Origin of the sequence: Coprobacillus cateniformis (assembly GCF_009767585.1) — a bacterium.
Classification (GTDB): Bacteria; Bacillota_I; Bacilli_A; order Erysipelotrichales; family Coprobacillaceae; genus Coprobacillus; species Coprobacillus cateniformis.
The window spans coordinates 3426106-3447756 of sequence record NZ_WSNW01000001.1; the positions used below are offsets into that span (position 1 = coordinate 3426106).

At 30.7% G+C, this 21651-nt stretch carries 24 protein-coding genes; 5 read left to right on the plus strand and 19 right to left on the minus strand.

Translation table 11 applies throughout. The features are described 5' to 3' along the window. The first annotated feature begins 412 nt into the window (after positions 1-412). Positions 413-1018, plus strand: a complete 606-nt coding sequence (locus GQF29_RS16980) for a FadR/GntR family transcriptional regulator (protein ID WP_008789624.1) — start codon at positions 413-415, stop codon at positions 1016-1018. Between the two features lie 62 nt (positions 1019-1080). Beyond that, entirely contained in the window at positions 1081-1866 is a 786-nt protein-coding gene (locus GQF29_RS16985; protein ID WP_049939211.1) for a winged helix-turn-helix domain-containing protein, read from the plus strand. 110 nt (positions 1867-1976) lie between these two features. Here GQF29_RS16985 and GQF29_RS16990 read toward each other — a convergent pair whose 3' ends face one another. From GQF29_RS16990 to GQF29_RS17025, 8 genes are all read right to left on the minus strand, one after another. Beyond that, entirely contained in the window at positions 1977-2453 is a 477-nt protein-coding gene (locus GQF29_RS16990; RefSeq protein WP_008789622.1) for a metallophosphoesterase family protein, read from the minus strand. 42 nt (positions 2454-2495) lie between these two features. After that, the gene (locus GQF29_RS16995) at positions 2496-3386 is read right to left on the minus strand and encodes a GerMN domain-containing protein (RefSeq protein WP_017143728.1); all 891 of its coding nucleotides are present in this window, start codon (positions 3384-3386) and stop codon (positions 2496-2498) included. Between the two features lie 69 nt (positions 3387-3455). Further along, positions 3456-4238, minus strand: coding sequence for a glutamate racemase (gene murI, locus GQF29_RS17000; RefSeq protein ID WP_008789620.1), 783 nt, complete (start codon positions 4236-4238; stop codon positions 3456-3458). 10 nt (positions 4239-4248) lie between these two features. Beyond that, on the minus strand, positions 4249-5391 hold the full coding sequence (locus tag GQF29_RS17005; RefSeq protein WP_054688575.1) for a M15 family metallopeptidase: 1143 nt from the start codon (positions 5389-5391) through the stop codon (positions 4249-4251). 65 nt (positions 5392-5456) lie between these two features. Further along, positions 5457-5660, minus strand: coding sequence for a helix-turn-helix domain-containing protein (locus tag GQF29_RS17010; protein WP_008789618.1), 204 nt, complete (start codon positions 5658-5660; stop codon positions 5457-5459). A 45-nt stretch (positions 5661-5705) separates the two neighbouring features. Then, a complete protein-coding gene (uvrC, locus tag GQF29_RS17015; protein ID WP_008789617.1) occupies positions 5706-7466 on the minus strand; it encodes an excinuclease ABC subunit UvrC in 1761 nt (586 codons plus the stop codon). After that, the gene (locus GQF29_RS17020; RefSeq protein ID WP_008789616.1) at positions 7466-9775 is read right to left on the minus strand and encodes an endonuclease MutS2; all 2310 of its coding nucleotides are present in this window, start codon (positions 9773-9775) and stop codon (positions 7466-7468) included. The genes uvrC and GQF29_RS17020 overlap by 1 nt, the downstream gene beginning before the upstream one ends. Continuing rightward, the gene (locus GQF29_RS17025) at positions 9775-10563 is read right to left on the minus strand and encodes a CvpA family protein (protein WP_017143727.1); all 789 of its coding nucleotides are present in this window, start codon (positions 10561-10563) and stop codon (positions 9775-9777) included. Before GQF29_RS17025 ends, GQF29_RS17020 begins: the two co-directional genes overlap by 1 nt. Positions 10564-10660: 97 nt before the next feature. Here GQF29_RS17025 and rnhC point away from each other — a divergent pair, with 97 nt between their 5' ends. Next, positions 10661-11572 carry a ribonuclease HIII gene (gene rnhC / locus GQF29_RS17030; protein WP_008789614.1) on the plus strand — a complete coding sequence of 304 codons (912 nt, stop codon included), beginning with the start codon at positions 10661-10663 and terminating at the stop codon, positions 11570-11572. 49 nt (positions 11573-11621) lie between these two features. Further along, positions 11622-12050: an NUDIX hydrolase gene (locus GQF29_RS17035; RefSeq protein WP_017143726.1), complete on the plus strand. Its 429-nt coding sequence runs from the start codon at positions 11622-11624 to the stop codon at positions 12048-12050. 6 nt (positions 12051-12056) lie between these two features. On the opposite strand, the gene GQF29_RS17040 is transcribed toward GQF29_RS17035, so the two are convergent. From GQF29_RS17040 to trhA (GQF29_RS17060), 5 genes are all read right to left on the minus strand, one after another. Then, complete coding sequence (locus tag GQF29_RS17040; RefSeq protein ID WP_008789612.1) at positions 12057-12521, minus strand: deoxycytidylate deaminase; 465 nt, start codon at positions 12519-12521, stop codon at positions 12057-12059. A gap of 11 nt (positions 12522-12532) precedes the next feature. Beyond that, positions 12533-13450 carry an RluA family pseudouridine synthase gene (locus GQF29_RS17045; protein ID WP_008789611.1) on the minus strand — a complete coding sequence of 306 codons (918 nt, stop codon included), beginning with the start codon at positions 13448-13450 and terminating at the stop codon, positions 12533-12535. Beyond that, positions 13423-13932 (minus strand): signal peptidase II, encoded by a 510-nt coding sequence (lspA, locus tag GQF29_RS17050; protein ID WP_008789610.1) that lies wholly within the window; start codon positions 13930-13932, stop codon positions 13423-13425. The genes GQF29_RS17045 and lspA overlap by 28 nt, the downstream gene beginning before the upstream one ends. A 73-nt stretch (positions 13933-14005) precedes the next feature. Further along, a complete protein-coding gene (locus tag GQF29_RS17055; protein WP_008789609.1) occupies positions 14006-14347 on the minus strand; it encodes a hypothetical protein in 342 nt (113 codons plus the stop codon). A 55-nt stretch (positions 14348-14402) separates the two neighbouring features. Beyond that, a complete protein-coding gene (trhA, locus tag GQF29_RS17060) occupies positions 14403-15053 on the minus strand; it encodes a PAQR family membrane homeostasis protein TrhA (RefSeq protein ID WP_008789608.1) in 651 nt (216 codons plus the stop codon). Positions 15054-15181: 128 nt separating this feature from the next. Here trhA (GQF29_RS17060) and GQF29_RS17065 point away from each other — a divergent pair, with 128 nt between their 5' ends. Then, the gene (locus tag GQF29_RS17065) at positions 15182-15736 is read left to right on the plus strand and encodes a DUF1836 domain-containing protein (protein ID WP_008789607.1); all 555 of its coding nucleotides are present in this window, start codon (positions 15182-15184) and stop codon (positions 15734-15736) included. Between the two features lie 20 nt (positions 15737-15756). On the opposite strand, the gene trhA (GQF29_RS17070) is transcribed toward GQF29_RS17065, so the two are convergent. The 6 genes from trhA (GQF29_RS17070) to GQF29_RS17095 form a co-directional block, all read right to left on the minus strand. Continuing rightward, positions 15757-16407 (minus strand): PAQR family membrane homeostasis protein TrhA, encoded by a 651-nt coding sequence (gene trhA, locus GQF29_RS17070; RefSeq protein WP_008789606.1) that lies wholly within the window; start codon positions 16405-16407, stop codon positions 15757-15759. A 73-nt stretch (positions 16408-16480) separates the two neighbouring features. After that, positions 16481-18250 (minus strand): MutS-related protein, encoded by a 1770-nt coding sequence (locus GQF29_RS17075; protein ID WP_008789605.1) that lies wholly within the window; start codon positions 18248-18250, stop codon positions 16481-16483. Between the two features lie 19 nt (positions 18251-18269). Then, complete coding sequence (locus GQF29_RS17080) at positions 18270-19079, minus strand: Cof-type HAD-IIB family hydrolase (RefSeq protein WP_008789604.1); 810 nt, start codon at positions 19077-19079, stop codon at positions 18270-18272. 32 nt (positions 19080-19111) lie between these two features. After that, positions 19112-19591: a GNAT family N-acetyltransferase gene (locus GQF29_RS17085; RefSeq protein WP_008789603.1), complete on the minus strand. Its 480-nt coding sequence runs from the start codon at positions 19589-19591 to the stop codon at positions 19112-19114. A gap of 3 nt (positions 19592-19594) precedes the next feature. Beyond that, positions 19595-19948 carry a DUF6054 family protein gene (locus GQF29_RS17090; RefSeq protein ID WP_008789602.1) on the minus strand — a complete coding sequence of 118 codons (354 nt, stop codon included), beginning with the start codon at positions 19946-19948 and terminating at the stop codon, positions 19595-19597. An 81-nt stretch (positions 19949-20029) separates the two neighbouring features. Continuing rightward, the gene (locus GQF29_RS17095; protein WP_008789601.1) at positions 20030-20884 is read right to left on the minus strand and encodes an undecaprenyl-diphosphate phosphatase; all 855 of its coding nucleotides are present in this window, start codon (positions 20882-20884) and stop codon (positions 20030-20032) included. Between the last annotated feature and the right edge of the window lie 767 nt (positions 20885-21651).

Genomic DNA, 21651 nt, shown 5'->3' on the forward strand with positions numbered 1-21651 from the left:
AGAATTGAAAAAACAGTCCATGTTTGATGGGCTGTTTTTATATACAACGGAATTCATCATACCATGATATAAGTTCTTGATATGGCAAAGGTTCTTTTCTAGCACTTATCCAACGATTTAAAAAAGCACACACTTCTTAAATAATATAAAAACCTAGGGTTATGATATTTTTGCTCTTGTCTAAAATCATAATAAAATCCAATGGAGAAATCATGCCATATTCTAGATGCATCCAACGCCCTAGATCGAACTTGAAATCTTATTTTCACACTAACTCCCTTTTTTGATTTTTTTATTATTTTATTATGACTAATCTGAAAAACTATATCATATTTGGGTACATATACATATAGTATGTTGAAAATAAAAAAATTTTTTTATAAAATAAAAATGAATTCGAGGTGAGATATCAGTGCAAGATAAACAAACCTTATTTGATTATCTATACAAAACATTACATGAACAAATTGAAAATGGCCGCTTCCCATATGGTTCAAAATTACCATCAAGAAGTCATTTATGTGAAACTTATAATGTTGGTATGAGAACTGTCAAAGATGTGCTTATGCGCCTTAAGATAGAGGGATATATTCAAACACAAGAAAGAAAGCCAACCATTGTAATATATGATTCGTTACATACACACAAAGATTTTGAAGTTCAGTACGTTTTAGAACATAAGTCTTCAATTGTTGCTGTTTATGAAACATTGGCTTCACTTATGCCAAAAATCTTTGCACTTTCCATTCAAAATTGCTCAGATGACTTCCTTAAACATTGGCAAAAAAGATTAAATCGTGCAAAGAATAATAATGATATTGGAGCACGCAAACAAATCAATATACACTTTCTCCATGATATATTAACACAATCTAACAATCAATTATTTAAGAGTCTTTTTTTAGTCTTGAACTCTATACATACAGTTCTTTTTTTCTTGAAGAAGAAGATTTTCTTCAATTGCTTCGTACATACCCGCAATTTCCAGATATTTTTTGGGTTAGCGATGCTTTATTAAACAAAAACGATAATGAAATCAAATCGAGATTTCAAAAAATATACAGTTCTTTTGCAGAAACTGTGGAAAAGTATTTAATACAATTGTCATCACGATATCCAAACATTCATGAAAAGCAATTTTCATATACCTGGACAGTAGAGGTCGGAAGAGATCATTATTATACTCAAATTGTAAGAGATCTCATTGATAAAGTTGGTTTAGGTTTTTATAAAAAAAATGAATTTCTTCCATCAGAAGCACAATTAGCAAAGCAATACAAAGTCTCTATTTCCACAATCAAAAAATCTTTATCAGTTCTCAATGAACTCGGTTATGGAGAAACCATAAATGGCAAAGGGACAAAAATCTATATTCAAAACGACCAATACACCATCAAAAGTCTAAATAATAAAAAATATAGAAAAGATACAATTATCTATTTGAACGCTCTTCAGCTAATGGTTTTAAATATTGAAGTTGCAGCATTTTTAGCCTTTGAAGAAATTGATGCCAGAACTATTTCCAATTTAAAAACAAAAATTCAAAACAGTCAAAATATAATTCTCGATGAACTTTTTCACTGTATTTTAGAACATGTACAACTCAAACCTTTAAAAACAGTTTTACAAGAAAATAATAAAGTGCTGTATTGGGGATATTATCTATCTTTCTATTATGATGAATCACAAATAATACAGGAACTCAATTCAAAGGCAATGGTTGCTTTTGAATACTTATCTTCAGGAAATCAAAAAGATTTCGCTAAAGAAATGTCCAAGTGTTATAGAGATGTTTTTCATATTGTCAAAAAACATATGATATCTTTTGGCCTTTATGAAGTCAAGAGACTCATTGCCCCTCGCTAAATAATTTCTTATCTCGTTAGAATGACTATGCATCATCTTAACCCGTATGACTTCTCATTATAGATATACCTACAACGCTTAAAATGATTTATAAGAAATCCCTAGATCAATTATTGAGATCTAGGGATTTCTTTAAATACGCAATCAACAGCCTGACCATCAATTGTCACAACTGCATAACTTTTTTTACTTCCACCTCGAGGGAGCGATGTTGATCCAGGATTGATATAATAATATGAACCATCTTTTAGAAATAATGGCATATGTGTATGACCGGAAATGAAAACTTGACAATGATTACGTATTAACAAGTCTTTCATAGCAAGTTCGCGATTAAAATATCCTAAATATTGGCCATGTGTAATAAATAGAGTCACATCTTCAATTTGAAGTTTTGCTTCCATTGGCAAATCCAATGACCAATCATTATTTCCTTTCACACAAATATATCCGGTTAACAATTCTTTATAGGATGCTTCACTATCTCCACAATGAATATAATAATCTGCATGTGGTTCTTGTGCTTTAATATATTCCATCATAGAATCATTCCCATGATTATCTGACATAACTACAACTTTTTTCATTTCTATCACCAAGTGATATTATACCAAAATCTGGCTGAATTACTACATTTTAATATAATTATATTCAATTTGTGAAGATTGTTTTGTTCTTACATCTTCACCATTGATTTTAATTTCTACATCTTTAACATCTTTTAAAGAAGACAAAGACAAAACAATTAAATCTTCTAAAGTCTGATCGATTTTTTCATTGTCTAGAAGTATATTTGAATCAAGATCCACTGTCAAAACTCCATTATCTAATTTGGCATCTAACAAGTGAATTTTACTTTGTACATAACTTAAGATAGTTTGAACTTGTTTTGTTAATGGCTCATTCTCATCAACTCTCATAGTTGTTGGCACATAATAAGAATATTGTTCAATAGTCTTTTGATGATAAACCATGACAGGTACTGTTTGATGCAAAAACGCAGATGTTTCTTCAAAATTATTTAAACCTAAACTTTTTGTTAATGATGATAAAGGAATTGTACTATTTGGAATATATGAAACATTCTTTTCATTTATCTGAAGATTAACTCTTTCAACATCATCATAATCCGTCATGACATATGTCAAAGCTTCTAAAATATCCATTGCATCTTGATTAGCAACCAATTGATCATTAAAACTGACTGTTAAAACATGATCTTTTAAATTAACTGACTGTACCTCCAAATCTTTACTAATGACTGGATAGAGTCCATATTGAATCATTTCATCTGATTTCATTAAATCTATCTTATTTCTAATTTCTTCCTCAAGTTCTACTTCACTATGAAAATTAACAGATATAGGAATCAAATCATTATCACTATCCTTAAAAACCACACTCTTATAATAAACATCGTCTACTTTCTCATCGCTCTTTTTATCTTTTTTTAGATACATAATTGATACAAATGTCAAACACAAAACCAATACACTGATAACTCCTATCTTCTTTTTCATAGATCCCACCTCAAAATACTATATGATTCATTGCACAAGAAAATGCACATCACTTAAAAATGATGTGCATTATAATTCAAGAAAGTTAACTTTTAAATCATGGTAATGAAAGAATCCTTCTGATGAGTATCGAAATTCATGAGGATCACCAGTTGTATATATGACAGTTGCTCCACTATCATTTGATTCATTTAAAATGTGATGAACTCTCAAATAAGAAGCAACTTCTTGACAAATAGACTCACTACTTGAAATATATTCTTTATTGGGAAACACTTCCTTAATTTGTTCCAATACAATAGGATAATGTGTACACCCCAATATTAATGAATCAACTTTATTCACATATGGATAAAAATAATGTTCCAAAACATCCTGGATCCCCTTTTTGTACTGACCAGATTCAATTAATGGCACTAGTGCAGGTGTTTCCAATTCAAATATTTGAATATCAGGTTCATAATGCATAATGATTTCTCTGTACTTGTGCGATTCAATAGTTGCATGTGTAGCAATAATCAAAGGACACTTTTTCTTTCTAGTCAAAAAATCATGAACAGTTGAATGAATTACTCCTACAACAGGAACTTGATATAATTCTTGTAACTCTGCCAAAACATTTGCACTCGTTGTGTTACACGCCAAAACAATCATTTTTACATTTTGAGAAATAAAATAGTCACAAATTTCTTTTGTATATGAAAGCAATTGATGCTTTGTTTTATCACCATAAGGACAATGTGCATTATCACCAATATAAATCATATTCTCATGAGGCAATTCTTTTTGTAGAGCAGTCAAAACTGTTAATCCTCCAACTCCAGAATCAAATATACCTATTGGTTTATCCATAAAATACCTCCTATTTATTTTGTGATTGATATTCTTCCAATGTTAAATCAGATTCGTGTAATGATTTTGCTAATCCCTTACCAACATAACGATAAATATGAGGGTCATAAGTATGGTTTGTAATTGATGCTTTTTCTTTAGGATAGCGTAATATAAACCCATATTCATACGCATGTTCTTGCAGCCACTTTGAAATATCAGTATTATCAAAATCTTTATAAGGAATTTGAGATTGTGCAACCTCAATCGTTAAACCTAGCTGTTCTTCCGTATAACCAACCTCATCCGCCTTAAGTGATTGTGCCCCAATATATCCTTCTCTCAATAAGAAACCACTGTGTTTTTTACTGAGATCCTGATACATTTTAACAAGTGCATTATATGCATCACTTTGTAAATATATAGCATACCTTATTCTTGGTATGTCCTGAACAAGCAATAATCCAGTTGGCTCATATTTACCAATGTAATGATTGTGATCAACTAACGTTGACAAATCATTAGGATTATAAACAATTTGTACATTATGTGGCAATTCTTTCTTCAGAATATCAGCAAGTGCATCTTTTGAATATGCTTGTGTCATCATATGCATTGTCTTTTTAACATCATCAAAATCATCTATACCCATTTCACCAAAACGCTGAACATAAGTTTCAGCATCTTCTATATATGAATAATCTTGAGAAGCATATAAAGGTTTTAAATCTGTATATAAATCTATGTAATCAAATCTAAAATTTTCTTCACTTAAGAAAACCATCTCTAAAGATCTATCAATCAAAAGTTTTGCTTGATTCATTGCACTATCTTTATATAAATAACTCAATCGTGTAACGAGACTATTTGCAACATCTAAGATTTCTGAAGTTTTTTTATAACGGCCAGACTCTTTTAAATAATTGTAATATTGATAGTTTTGTAAATGAAAATCATCGAATTCTAAATAATCTATAAACAATTCAATTGATATTTGATTATCAATCAAATATGTCTGTTCATCCTTGTCCAGGTATTTCTCAATCAGGACACGATTATCATTATTAATTCCATTCACACGATAGAATTTATCAAACTTCAAATTTACAATATAAAAAGAGCAACCAAATAAAACAATAATGACAAAAAACAAATGCCATGTCTTTATTTTCATATAATCACCCTTTCTTGACCATTATAATACATATCAATTCATTTGGAAAGAAAAGAAATTGATTTCTACAAATCAATTTCTTTCATTTTAATCAATTCTAAAACGGCCTGTATTCTTGATTCAACGCCCAATTTCTGAATAACATTAGAAATATGATTTCTGACTGTTTTCTCACTAATGCAGAGTTCTTCAGCAATTTGTTTTGTTGTTTTATTGAATGTCAGCAAAGTAAAAATTTCTTTTTCTCTTTTCGTTAATAAGGAATGCATTGTAACCCTCCCCTATTTAGTATATGAGAAAGTCGTCTCAATGTGCTAATCTTCTTGTAAAGATTGAAAAAGTTCTTCTGCAACCTTATCTGGCAAGAGTTCCTGCAATTCTTCAAGCGATGCTTCTTTCATTCTTTTCACGCTTTTAAAATGATTTAACAGCTGTTTTTTACGCTTTGGACCAATTCCTTCAATATCATCTAAAACAGAAGCAAATAAGGATTTTGAACGCACATTCTTATGAAAACTAATCGCATATCTATGGACTTCATCTTGCATTCGCGTAAGCAAAAAGAAAAGTTCACTTTTTGGATGAATCGGAATTGGAGTACCATTTTCATCCAAGAGCATAGCTGTAGAATGTTTGTCATCCTTAGCTAAACCACAGACTTTAATATTCATATTTAACGAATCAACAACCTCTTTTGCAACATGAATCTGTCCTAACCCACCATCGACTAAAATCATATCCGGTGGTGTTAGCCCTTCCATTAAAACACGATAATAACGACGATAAATCACTTCACGCATACTTGCATAATCATCTGGACCCTCAACTGTTTTTATCTTATATTTTCGATAATCTTTTTTTGAAGGAATGCCATCTTTAAAACATACCATCCCAGCAACTGCATATGCCCCTTGAATATTTGAGTTGTCAAATAATTCAATAACATGAGGCGTTTCAATTTGAAGAAGCTCACCTAATTGTTTCATTGCTCCAATCGTTGCAGCTTCATTTTTTTGAATTAATTCAAACTTTTTCTCTAAAGACTCACGGGCATTATCAATTGCCATTTGAACCAATGAATATTTATTTCCCTTTTGAGGTTTTAATATCTTACAGTCAAGAATTTCTTTTAAAACCTCATCATCGACATCCTGGGGTAAGAGAACTTCCTTCGGTAAAGTATTGTTTTGATAAAATGAAACAATAAACTGCTGCAAATCCTCTTGAACATTGACACCAATAGGGACAAGATTTAAATCTCTAGATAAAAGTTTCCCATGACGCATGAAAAACAACTGAATACTCAAATATCCATGATCAACATAATAACCTAAAATATCCCGATCAATATTATCATTGAATTGAACATGCTGTTTAGCAGTAACATGCTGTATATAAGTTATAAGATCACGATACTCTTTTGCCTGTTCAAAATTCAATTCTTCACTTGCTTTTGTCATCTTTTCAGTCAATTCATGAATTTTATCTTTGGTATCACCATTGAGCAATTTGACAATTTCTTTTTTGATCTGCACATATTCTTCCTGATCAACATCTCGCACGCAAGGTGCCAGACATTGATTCAGCGAATAGTACAAACAAGGTTTTTTAGGGATATGATTGCATTTCCTTAGCGGATAAAGACGATCTAACAGTTTATACGTTTCTCGCGCTGCAGTCGCATCAGGAAATGGTCCAAAATGTTTGGCTTTTTTCTCTTTTGCATCACGAACAATCTTTAAACGAGGATGTTCTTCATTTGTCATTTGAATATATGGATAATATGTATTATCCATAAACATGATATTGTATTGTGGTGAATAGTCTTTAATCAAATTAATTTCTAGTAACAATGCTTCTTTTTCGCTGCCTGTCACAATATATTCAAAATCTACAATTTCACTGACCAATTTTGTCGTCTTATAATCATGAGCTCCCACAAAATAAGAGTGTACACGATTTTTTAATTTTTTTGCTTTTCCAACATAGATAACAGTTCCTTCTTTATTTTTCATTAAATAACACCCAGGTGAAGGTGGCAATAAAGAAAGCTTACCTTTAATTAAATCATTCATTATTCAAAATAAACCAACGTTGCACCTAATCCACCTTCATTAGGTCCACCATCACGGTACGAAACAACATGTTTATTTTTTTCAAGCATACGACGAATTCCATTTCGCAGAGCACCTGTTCCCATACCATGAACCACACGGACATGAGGATAACCAAGCACCAGAGCATCATCCAGAAATTTATCCACAAGACTCATTGCTTCTTCATAGCGTTTTCCAATAACATTAATTTCATAGGTTCCAGTTTTTTTCACTGTTGTCTTTTTCAAAGAGGCTTTTTTCACTTTTTTGACTTTCGTTTGTGGATGCATAAAAGTAACTTCGTCTTCATGAAGTTTCACATTTAATCCTGCTAATGATACCATCACCATATGATTTTTTAAAACTTCAACAATATCACCTTCACGATTCATTTTTGTAACTTTCACATGGTCACCAACTGTTAACTCATGGTCCTGTTTTATAATATCTTGTTCATCTAAATATTTCATTTGATCTAAATCATGCTTTGCCTGAATAATCTCATGTTGTTTTAAAGAAGAATTTTTCATTGTTTCAACAACCAAATCAATATTTTCTTTAGCATCTAATAACAGTTGATTGGCTTCATCTTTTGCTTTTTGAAGCAATTCATCTTTTTGTTTATTCAATTGATGCATTTGGTGCTGATACTGTTTTTCTAATTTCTGATTATCACTTAATAACTTTGTTAATTCATGTTCACGAAGATCTAACTGTTCCTGTTTCTTTTCAAGTTCTTCCATTAACTTTTCATGCTCACTCATAGCCTCTCTTTTTATCATTTGCGCTTGGTTAACAATATCTTGATCAAGACCTAACAGTTGTGCTATTTCAATTGCATATGACTGTCCAACACTGTCTAATTTTAAACGATATGTTGGTTTCATAGCATCTAAATCAAATGAGACAGAGGCCAATAAAATTTCTGGATGCTCTTTTGCAAATGTTTTTAATCTACCATAATGTGTAGAAGCAAAAACAAAAGAACCTATTTCTAAAAAACGTCCTAAAATAGCTTCGGCCAAACTTTCACCTTCTTGAGGATCAGTCCCTGAACCAATTTCATCTAAAATGACCAAACTCTGATTTGTGGAAACTTTTAAAATTTCAATAATCTTCATCATATGACTTGAAAATGTTGAAAGTGATTGCTCAATAGATTGCTCATCACCCAAATCTACATAAATCTGGTCAAATAATGGAATCGTTGCTTCTAGACATGGAATTGGCATTCCACATAAAGCCATCAAAGAAAGCAGACCAGTTGTTTTTAAAGTTACTGTTTTTCCTCCAGTATTGCTACCACTAATCAATAACATTTGATGATCTCTTAAGATAATATTATTAGCAATAACCTTCTTTTCATCAATCAAAGGATGGCGTGCTTCCTTCAAAGAAATAAACTTTCCTTTCTCTTCGATACAAGGTATGCAACAATCATGTTGATATCCATACTGTGCCTTGGCAAAGACAAAATCTAACTCCTCAAGAATTTCCAAATTAAAATGGAAATGATAATAATTACCTTTTACCAATTGTGACAAAACATACAAAATACGTTCCACTTCAGCCTTTTCAGCCATCATCATTTCACTTAATTGATTGTTCATGACAACAACTGCCTCTGGTTCAATATACGTCGTCTGTCCAGTTGCACTCTGAGCGTGGATCAGTCCCCCCAATTGATTCTTATAGCCAGATTTAACTGGTAAGACTAAACGATCGTTTTTGGTGGTCATTTGATCAATTGACAAAATATCTTTAGATTCTTTAACTAAAGAATCCATTTTTGTACGTATATTGACTTGAATTTGATGAATTTTCTTTCTCACTGAATAAAGATGATCACTTGCATGATCTCCCACACTTCCATCAGGTAAAATACACCTCTGTATTTCATTCAAGAGATGTTGATTCTCAACCAAACCATCACACAAGTCCTGCAAGAAATGAGTTTTTACCTCACTTGCTAAAATATAATTTTTAACACTTACAATACACTCAAGATGATGAGCAACTTTCAAAAAATCTTCCCCTAAAAGTGTCCCATCTCGATTTGCTTTTTCTAATAACAAAGAAATATCACTTAACCCACCCAAAGGCATACGACCTTGAATAGATATCAATTTCATTGCTTCATTGACTTTTTCTAAAGCCTCATCTAAATCCTCAACATCATCAAAGATTACAAGATTATCAACCCTTTTCTTTCCTAAAGTTGATGCACAATAACCTTGAACTTGTCTTTGAATTTCATTCATTTCTAATGTTTCAAATATTGTTTTCATTATTCACCACTCACATGTATATTAGATAATATTGATTGAATCAGACTTTGATCATAACCTGATTCTCTTAAAATGTCTTCAATCTGTTGTATCTGCGTTGCATTCAAAGTCATCTTTTCATGAGACAACTGATCTTGAATATTCTCTTGAAAAACTTTCTGAACTTGTTCATCATCTATGAATCCCATATCCTTAGCAGTTAATAAGATCTTTGTTAAAGTTTCCAGAGAATCAGGCTGAGCATTTCCAGTCTGTTTAAAACTTCCTGTTAAATCAATAACTTGATGACTAACGTCTGGAACAATCTTTAAAACTTGTTTAGCTAAAAGTGTGTTTTGAACATTAGCTATTCCATTTTCAGTAAAAGGAATGACAATAAATACAATGACTAAGTAAGAAATCACAAGCCCTTCAATAAGACTTAAAACCAACCCCAATATTTTATCAACAAATGAAGTCAATGAGAAAGTATTCATTATTGTTTTTAATGTTGGCTTAATGACAATTCCAATTAATTTCTTTATAATCATTAACACCACCATTAAAATAATAAATACTAATATTTGATTGATCATTTGACCAACCATAGATGCAAAAACATCGGTTGCATCATAACTATAAATTGAAATTAATGAACTGAGAGGTTTTGCTAAAAAGTATGATAAAAACAAAACAATTATTGTTCCAACAAAGTCATAGAGACGTGTAACAAAACCTTTTATGTATCCAAAAATTGCCATCAAAACTAAAAATATGACAAAAATAATATCAATCATATGAAAATCCAAAATAAATACCTCCTTTCAAGCCAAGATATTATAACATTTGAAAATTATTCTGTCAAAATTAACAAAATTATGTTAAAATAGATTAGAGGTGATGAGTGTGGAACCAATTATACTTAAAGTGGAAGATAGTACATTGGAGAAAATGAAAAAATTTTATGATAGTCAAATGGTTCCAGTTGATGACACAGACCTTATCTTTAAAGCGCATGCTATTGGTTGTGATATTATAGCAAAAATGGATGGGACAATTGAATTAAGTGGGCAAAATGCTTTACAGGAAGCAAAACATTGGTCAAAGAGAATCGCCAAGGAATTATCTCATTTAGTTGCTCCTCAAGATGATATCTTTCCATATCATCATATTGGTTGTGCAGAAACAGGTTCATCTGATTATTTAGGACCCTTATGTATCGTTTCTTGCTATGTAACATCGGAAGATTCTGAATTTTTAAAGAGTTTACATATTGAAGATTTGAATTCCCTATCCAATCAAGAAGTTGTAGATTATGCCAAACAGATTAAAGACAAACTTGTCTATAGTTTATTAATTTTAGATAATTCGCATTACAACAAAATGGTTCAAGAAGGCTTGAATCAGGCAAATATCAAAGCAAAACTTTTTAATCAGGCAACTGTAAATGTCATGCAAAAAGTTAAACAAAATGTTAAGGTAAAAGTGATCAATCAATTTGTTTCTCCAAAGACATATTTTAACTATCTAAAGAATGAAGTTATAGTTGTTAAAGATTTGATGTTTGAAACAAGTCATGCTGAAGATAAATATATGGCTGTTCTTGCTGCAGAAATTCTTTCTCGCTATGCATATTTACAATATTATGCGAATATGACAAAGAGTTTAAAAATGAACTTAAGTCGTGGGACAAGTACTGCTGTTGATGCTGTTGCTGCAAAAATTGCAACAAAGTATGGTGAAAAGATGTTGATGAAAGTCGCAAAATTAAATTTCACAAATACAAAGCGAGTAAAAGCTTTATTAGAAGAACAGTAGAGAATGGTAAGCCATTCTTTTTCTTTATTTCTAATTAAGGAGTATAATGATGAAAATTCAATTTTATCAAACAATTGATGATCACTTATTAAAATATGCTGTTATTGTTTCAAAATATAAAGGACAATGGGTCTTTGTCAAACATAAAGAAAGAACTACTTACGAAGTGCCTGGTGGACATCGTGAAGCATTTGAAACTATTGAACAAGCAGCTAGGCGTGAACTTTATGAAGAAACTGGTGCAAGTTCTTATAAATTATTCCCTATTTGTGTCTATTCAGTCACAGGAAAAACACGTGTGAATTTAAGTGGTCAAGAAAGCTATGGTATGTTATATTATGCTGATATTCATGAATTCTCTATCAAACCTCATTCTGAAATAGAAAAAGTTTATTTTTTTGTTGACTTACCAGTTTCATGGACATATCCTGATATACAACCTCATCTTATTCAAAAAGTACAAAAGAGCATCGTGTGATGCTCTTTATTTAATATCAATATCAAATCTATTCATTTTTGTATATTTAACACCTGCTGCATCCAGCATACGTTTAGCAGCCTTATCACTTGGTGTATCACTATATTTATCATCTTCATAAACAATCTCCTTGATTCCACTTTGAATGATGGCTTTAACACATTCGTGACAAGGAAATAATGAAACATAAATACGACAACCCACTAATTTTTGAATACTATTTAAAATGGCATTTAATTCTGCATGAACAACATAAGGATATTTTGTATCATACATATCCCCTTCTCGATTTGCCCATGGAAATTCATCATCTTCACATCCCCATGGTAATCCATTATAACCTACACCAACAATTTTATGTTCAGGTGTCACAATACAAGCACCAACTTGAGTATTAGGATCCTTAGAACGATATGCAGAAAGTTTTGCAACCCCCATAAAATATTGATCCCAACTAATAACCTTAGACATTATCTTTCCTCCTATTCCATCTCGTTCCTTAATTCCTGAAGTTTCTTTTCAAAAAAATCAGGAAGTTCACTTTCAAAATACATTTCCTCACCAGTTCTTGGATGAACAAATCCTAATATTTTGGCATGTAAAAACTGTCCATGTGATGTATCATCACGACGCAATCCATACTGAGGATCACCATAAACAGGATATCCGATATATTGCATATGAACACGAATCTGATGTGTACGACCAGTTTCCAAGCGACACTCTACCAATGACATATCTCTAAATCTTTCGATAACCTTAAAATTTGTAATAGCATCTTTAGCATTTTTATCAGTACAAGTCATCTTTTGACGATCATTTTTATCACGTCCAATAGGAGCTTCTATTCTTCCAAATTCATGAGGAATAAGCCCATGTACCAAAGCTAAATAACGGCGTGTCACAGTATGCTCCTGCAATTGTTTACTCAAGCTTTGATGCGCCTTATCATTTTTAGCAACCATCAATAAGCCACTCGTTTCTTTGTCAATACGATGCACAATGCCAGGTCGTGTCACACCATTAATACCTGATAAATCATGACAATGATATAACAAAGCGTTGACCAAGGTTCCACTATAAATACCTATAGACGGATGAACAATCATACCAGTTGGTTTATTAATGACAATAACATCCTGGTCTTCATAAACAACATCTAAAGGAATATCTTCAGGTAAAATATCTGTACTTTCAGGTTTAGGAATATAAACAATAACATCTTCACCAGTTTCAACTTTATAACTTGCTTTAATAGGCTTCTCATCAATAACAACATATCCATTTTGTATTAATGATTGTATTTGTGTACGTGAAAAGTCAGCCAATTCTTTTGCCAATATCTTATCAATTCTTTGACCCTTTTGTTCTTCTACAATTCTGATTTTGATATCTTCCATGCTTTATACTCCTCCATTGCTACTTCTAAAACAACTAATCCAATACCAATAGTAATCGCCATATCAGCCACATTAAAGATTGGAAAACTATATCCAAAGATATTAAAACCAATAAAATCACGTACATATCCAAACACAATACGATCTATCAAATTACCTATAGCTCCACTTAAAACCAAGACAAGTCCAAATCGTGTCAATTTTTGATAAGCATGTGATTGCTTGAAATAATAGAATATTCCAATAATTGCAACAACAGCAACAATTAAGAATACACCTATCTTTCCTTCTAATATGCTCCATGCTGCTCCTTGATTTTGATAATATGTAAAATAAAAGAAATCTTCAATAATTGTATAAGCTCCTCCAAGCTGCAAGGTATGATCAACAATAACCTTTGTAATCTGATCTCCTAAAACAATAATCAAGAATGTTAAAACATAAAGTATAATATGTTTATATGTTAAATCTAATTTTTTCATTTTCATCACCTTCTCTTATTATAACAAAACAGCACTATTTATGCCACTTTTAATTTTATTTGTTATAATCATGTCACTTATTATCTAAATTCATAATTTTCCACTTTAGCATTGGTAAAGATAAACTATCAATTTCTTCTTTAAAATTTTCTTGAATCCTATAAATAACAATATGTAATGATAATGAACAATCACACGATTGACTACTTAATAATTCCTTGTGGTAAGGAATAAGATATACCTTCACAACCCCTCTTTCTATAACAAAAACACTTCCCATATCAGTACCATATGGCTGAAAATAATCTTTAAACTGATTATAAGTATAACTTTTATGTTCATTAAAATCAGAAGCAATTCTCTGATAATCTCTTAATGCTCTTTTATACAATCTTAATTTTTCTTGATTCTCCATATTTAAAATATGCCTCAAAATCAAGAAAACAAACAAAAAAAGCACAAATGTGCTTTTAAAGAATAAACATTAAGATAGCTAAATAATGTAACAATGAGCCTAACATCACAAAAATATGAAACAATTCATGAAATCCAAAATTTTCAGTCAAATTAGGTTTCTTAAATATATAGATAAATGCACCAATAGAATAAGCAATACCACCTGCTGCAATCATCATTAAACAGTTTACTGGAATCCCAGTAAATGATTGAAAATCAAAAACAATAGCCCATCCAAGGATTAAATATATAGCAGTTGTAATTGCACGTGGGGCATTCAACCAAATAATTTTCACCAAAATACCAATGATAGCAACTGCCCAAAGTATTCCTAAAAAATAGTAAGAATGAGGAGTTTCCATACAATACATAACAACTGGTGTATATGTTCCAACAATCAATACATATATCATTGAATGATCTAATTTTCTTAAAACAATTTTTATTTTTTGACTCCCTTTAAAAAAATGATATATTGCACTTGCACTATATAAAGCAATTAATGAAAAACCAAATATCATTGCAGCACCTAGAATCATAGGCGCAGTTTCTCTCTTTAATCCTACAAATATCATAATAAATAAGCCTATTAGTGATAAGCATGCACCAATAAAATGTGTTTCACTACTAATAGGATCCATAGCCTTTTTAAACAGTTTAATCACAATATCATCTCCTTTATATATAGTTATAATAACTACTTTATACGTATATTATATTTCATTTTCTTCGAATGTCAACTATGTGTTGTTATTTTTTTCAAAATCATGTATGATATAAACGAGGTGATTCTATGAGCAATGATAAATTTTACAAAAGATTAATAGAAATAGAAAATACGAGTGATTTAAAATCAGAAGATATCCCCTCTTTAGATCTTTATATGGATCAAATTATGACACTTTTTGATGTCAACCTTGCTGATAACAAAAGAAATGAAGATGATAAGTTATTAACAAAAACAATGATCAATAATTATTCTAAAGAAGGTTTACTAAAACCAATTAAAGGGAAAAAATATACTAAAGATCATATCTTACAGATGTTACTGATTTACTCTTTAAAAAATACAATCTCAATTCAGGAAATAAAAAAAGTTCTACAACCCTATCATGAACAAACTGAAAAAATAGAACCAATATATAACAAGTTCTTATCAACAAAAAAAGAATTAGCACATCTTGTTACAACATCTACACAAGAATTCATTGAAAAACAAGGTTTTGATCTTGATGATCCTGACCAACGAACAATGCTGCTTTTGCTTATTTGTGCATTAAGCAATCAGTATAAAACAATTGCAGAAAAAATTCTAGATACATACTATCAGGATGAAAATGAAAAATAGCAGAAGAATCTCTGCTATTTTTACATAAAGAAAACAATGGCTATAAAATGAAGAATACTCGCTGCATTAATAAACAAATGCCAGACAAAGTGAAAAAACTTTTTATGTTTTGAATAAAAGTATACACCAGCTGAATACATAACTCCTCCCATAACAATAAATGAGAGAAACAAGAAAGATGCATCCTGCAAAAGGGCAGGAATAAAAAACACAGCTGTCCATCCCATAACAAGATAAATTGTTGTAGAGAGAACAGGATAGGCTTTCTTTGAAATTGATTTCAAAAGTATACCTGCGAAAACTGCCCCCCACTCCAACACAAGAATAAGAACACCTAGCCACCCTTGCACAACGCATAATGCAATAGGAGTATAACTTCCAGCAATGGCCAAATAAATACAAATATGATCTAATTTTCTAAAAACATATTTTTGCTCAGTATTATAATCCATACTATGATATATAGTCGATATAAGAAACATGAGAAATAAGCAAATAATAAAGATAGAGACACCAACTGCCCTCACAACGCCACCCACAAGATAGGAATAGACTGCTGCAAATGGCAAAACAAATAAACAAGCAAGTGCCATGACTCCATGACTAATAGCATTTCCAACTTCTTCTCCAAAAGTCAAATGAATCATATCACGCATTGTTTTTTCTTCCATATATATTCCCCCTTTAGATTTACAATTATAATGGATTTTTTATCATGATCCAAATTTTATTATAACAATTCTACTATTCCATGATACCTAATTGCTTCAATAAGAATTGACCATTTGTTGATTGTGATTGACCTTCTTTAATGAGATAATCAAAACAAATATGATTGTTTTCATAAAATTCATCAAAATGATAATTTAAACATTCAACATTTTGACTTCGACATAACTCAAAATCATGCGTAGTTAAAAAAGTCATACTATAAGGTAGAGATAATTTTTGAATAGTTGCTTTGGCGCCAGCAATACGGTCCAAAGAATTTGTACCTTTGAAAATCTCATCAATCAAACATAACATTGGTTTTTCCTCTTTAGCATAACATATCATTTCTTTAATACGTAACAATTCTCCATAGAAAGTTGACACACCTTCTTCTACATTGTCTTTAACACGCATAGATGTCATAATATGCATATGGCAACATGTCATTTGATCAGCTAAGACAAACCCTCCTGCATATGCCAACACAAGATTTAATCCAATTGTTCTCATAAATGTTGTTTTTCCAGACATATTTGAACCAGTAATTACGCAGACAGAATCCTTCATAACAAAGCTATTACCCACAACTTTCTCTTTGACAATCAAAGGATGTCTAAGATTTTTAAATGATAATAACTTTTCTTTTTGAACTTTTGGCATAACAACATCAAAATCATCTATTTTCAAAACACTTAAACTTGCCCAAACTTCAATCTGCCCTAACCCATCAAACCATCTTTCTAAATCCTGATGATATTTTTCAAGCCAACCAATATATTGATTTCTTAGCCAAAAATCATATAACCCTAAAGCATTCAACACAAGAATAGCAATAATATTCTGACGATATCCAATTCTTTGAGATAATCTTGACAACTCTTGAATACCTTTCACTGCTTTCCCCTTCACACATATTTCTAATTGCAATGCTTTGAAAAGTTGACTTTCAAATCTTTCATCTTCAATTAATTGAAATATTCTCAAATAACTTTGAACGCTTTTGTTCAAGAAAGCAACAGGTTCAAATAGTTCCTGATGTTTTTTTAAGTTTAAGAATGCAAAACAAAGTTGAGCAACTGCTCCTATTTCAAAAGAGGCTAAAGTATATGGAAGACCAATTGAAAAACACAAGCAAAATAATGATACAATTGTTATAAATGAAACAATAAATACAAATGGTGATATTTTCTCATAAGAGTGTATATTGAAATGAGTCATAAAATTTTGAATCACAGTTTCTTTATGGGCTTGTGTCATCTTTCCATAGGCTTCTAGTTGCAAAACAAATGCCTCATGCTGGCTCATCTCTAACACTGTTTCTTGATGTTTCTCAAGCTCTTCCTGCTGAATACCGTCTTCTATAAGAATATCAGCAAGTTTTTTTTGACCCTTTTGAGTAAATGCAAGATTTATCATTTGAAATAATGAGTGGTGTCCAACAATATCTAAATCAATCGCCTTTGGATTATCATTTAAATATGCCTGACCAGTTTCAGAAAATGTTGTCCACTGATTCGTCATACGTTTTATATGATCTTGATATACATTCGCAAGTGATTGCTTTTCTAACAAATCTTGTTTTATACTATCATGATAACGTATAGTTACTAAAAAGATGATTAGACATAATAGAGAAATACCATATAAAATATGTAGGTTTTGAAAATAACCTACTAATAAACCAGCAATCACTCCCATACCCAAGACAAATCTCATAATCGCTATATAATTGGATTTCTTATGCAAATCTTGACAGATGTCATGTGTCTCATTATAAAGTTTTTGAAATTTTTGTAGTGTCATTTGATATCTCCTTATTCTCTTACAAACATAGTTTTAATTCCTTCAATGCTTGAACAATCCCATCATTATCATTCGTATCTGTCACAATGTCTGCAATGTTTTTTACTTCAGAAACAGCATTCCCCATAGCAACACCTGTTCCAGCAAATTGCATCATTGTTATATCATTATGTGCATCACCAAACACTATGACTTCTGTTCTGTCACTTCCATAAAATGATATAACATGCTTTAAAGCAGTTGCTTTATCTACTCCAAGAGCATTAAACTCATAATAATATGGGGCTGTGAACATAGAGTGAACTTCATTTGAAAATGGTTCAGCCATTTCCTGAAAATGCTGTTTCAAATAACATGGTTTAGCACTGATTAAAATTTTATTTAATGGAAACTGACAAGCTGCTTCTAAATCATCTACTTCACATAGTTTATAACATCCCATACGAGATTCATGTTGGATATTGTCAGCATAAACATCATGTACAAACATATATTCATCTTTATCAATCATAATATCAACATCAAATTGTTTAAGATGATGAAGTATCCTTTTTGATTGTATTGTACTTAAAGGTTTATGAAAAAGTATCTCTTGATTTTGAACATTCATTGCAAGACTTCCATTATATGAAATCACAACTCCATTATATTTATCCATATCTAATTGTTTTGCATATTGCAGCATTCCAGATGTTGGTCTACCAGAAGCCAATATAAAACGATAACCTGATTTTTGCATATCTATTATAGTTTCTTTTGTCAGATCAGTAATAATTTTTTGACTGTTAAGCAAAGTTCCATCCATATCCACAACTATCCATCTCATCATGCTTCATTTCTCCCCTATCTTAAAAAAGAACTCTATAAATCTAATTGAAAAACAACAACAGGAATCTCTCCAAAATGAGAATCAGCAATCTTATAAAAACCAAGCGATTGCCAAAATGCCATACCTTTTTCATTATATTCAATACAAGCTAATTGAACATGGTTATAATGATTATCTAACTGGTTAATAAAACTTTGTATAATTGCTTTTCCGAATCCTTGTCTATGCTTATTTTCATCAACTAAAAATAATCCAATCCATACGTATGTATCATCATGCTGCATTGAATAGCGATAACCACATTGATAATCGATATAAGCAGTCATCTGATGATCAATATAAACTTTTTGACAATAATGCTTTTTCTTATCATAACCTTCAGGAATATTCATATCTTCCCTAAGCACTTCTTTAGTAATCACTATATTTTCTAATTGATAATAACCTTTTTGTCTTAAACAGAATTCATACAATTCATTGTCAACATCATAAATGCGATAAAACTCTATCATATTCTACCTCCTTTTATTTTTCTTTATATATTCTTCAACTGGATCAATAATCTTATCTAAAAAAGCTTCTTCACCCCAGGTATTGACCTTAAAAAAAGTTGCCTGACTTCCACCAGCTGTAATAGCAATTAACTCTATATAATCTTGATAACCTAAAATAGTAACATTCATACTTACACGATTTCCACCTATATAACTATATCGTTCGAAAACCAAAATTGTACACTGAACATTATTAATAACACTTTGATGCCTATCTTCAATAGTAGCAGACATACTTCCTTGAATAATTTCGTTCTCTATATACTTGAGAAAATGATTATAATTTCCTTGAAATGATTTGGTATACTTTGCCATTTTTTATGTCCTCCATTCATAATTTCAACTCTACCTCTATGATACTTTATTTAAGACAAAAAGAAAACATGATTTCTCATGTTATCTCATTAAAAAATATGCAAGTACTAAAATCCCTAATACAATACGATACCATCCAAAAACCTTAAAGTCATGTTTCTTAATATATCCCATTAAAAATTTAATCACAACAACTGAAACCATAAAGGCAACAATCATTCCAATAACCAAAATAATCAATTCAGCAGTTGTGAACAAAAATCCAAATTTAACCAATTTCAACAATGATGCCCCAAACATAACAGGAATAGCTAAGAAAAAAGTAAACTCAGCAGCAACTGTTCTAGAAACACCTAATAATAATGCTCCAACAATTGTTGCACCTGAACGAGACGTTCCTGGGAAAATAGCAGCAATTAATTGAAAAATCCCAATTAAGAGTGCTGTATTAAATGTTATATCAGCAAGCGAATTAATGCGTGAGTGCTGTGATGCATTTCTATTTTCAATAACAATAAAAGCAATCCCAAAAACAATGAGTGCTATTGAAACTGTCTGATAGTTGTAAAACATTGCTTCTAATTGTTCATCAAATAATAAGCCAACTACAGCAGCAGGTACACAAGAAACTAAAATTTTAAACCATAACATAAATTTATCCCATTTTACATAAGATAAAACTCCAGTTTGTGCTAATGGCTGTTGATTATCCTTTTTACCAAACGGAAAAAAATCATTCCAAAACAAAACAACAACTGCAAGAATTGCTCCTAATTGAATTACAACTTGAAACATACTATAGAATTCAGGACTCACATCCAATTTCACAAATTCATCCAGTAAAATCATATGACCAGTGCTGCTAATTGGCAACCATTCAGTAATACCTTCAACTATTCCAAATAGAACAGCTTTTAATATTTCAAGAATTTCCATTTCTAAACCTCCATATTATCCATATGCTTTTTTTATACTGTATTACTATATAACAAAACACATATTTTGTATACCATTTTTTAGAAGAAACGTATTTAGTAAGAGTGTATTTCATCATAGCAACAATAAGGTTTAATTTTGTTAAAAGAAAAAAGGAAAGAGAAAGATCATATATTCATAAACAAGCATAGCAAGTATTATTTAACAAAGGAGACATTAAACAATGAACAAAAGTCATAAAGATAAAAGTATATACGATAAAATCCCTCATCCTAAAACAATTCTGACAGCACTTACCAGAATGTTATATTTTAAAAATACATTTACCTTATATAAAGAATTTTATCAATAATTAAACCTTTATGATATGCTTGTTTTACCAGTAAAGCAGACAATAGAATGGGAAGAAATCTGATTACTCTCATACACTACAAGATTTACAGTTCATCTACAAAAATGCAAAATTAGTAAACTCACTAAAAGTTATCACTCTACTTATGAAACTATGACTTTTGTAAAACAAATCCAACCAATTCATCAAATCCATCTATCTTATTTCTCCTGAAAGTACAAGCATTATTCATGGTATCTCTGTGACTTTAATTCAAATGTCAAAGGGCTTGAAATTTGATGAAGTGATTGTTTTAGATGTAGAAAATGAGTCATATATTATCGAATATGATAAAAATCAGTTGTATATAGCAGCTGCACAAATTCACTAGAAATTCTTCTTTATTCCTATTACAGTCATAAAATCTTCATCATTA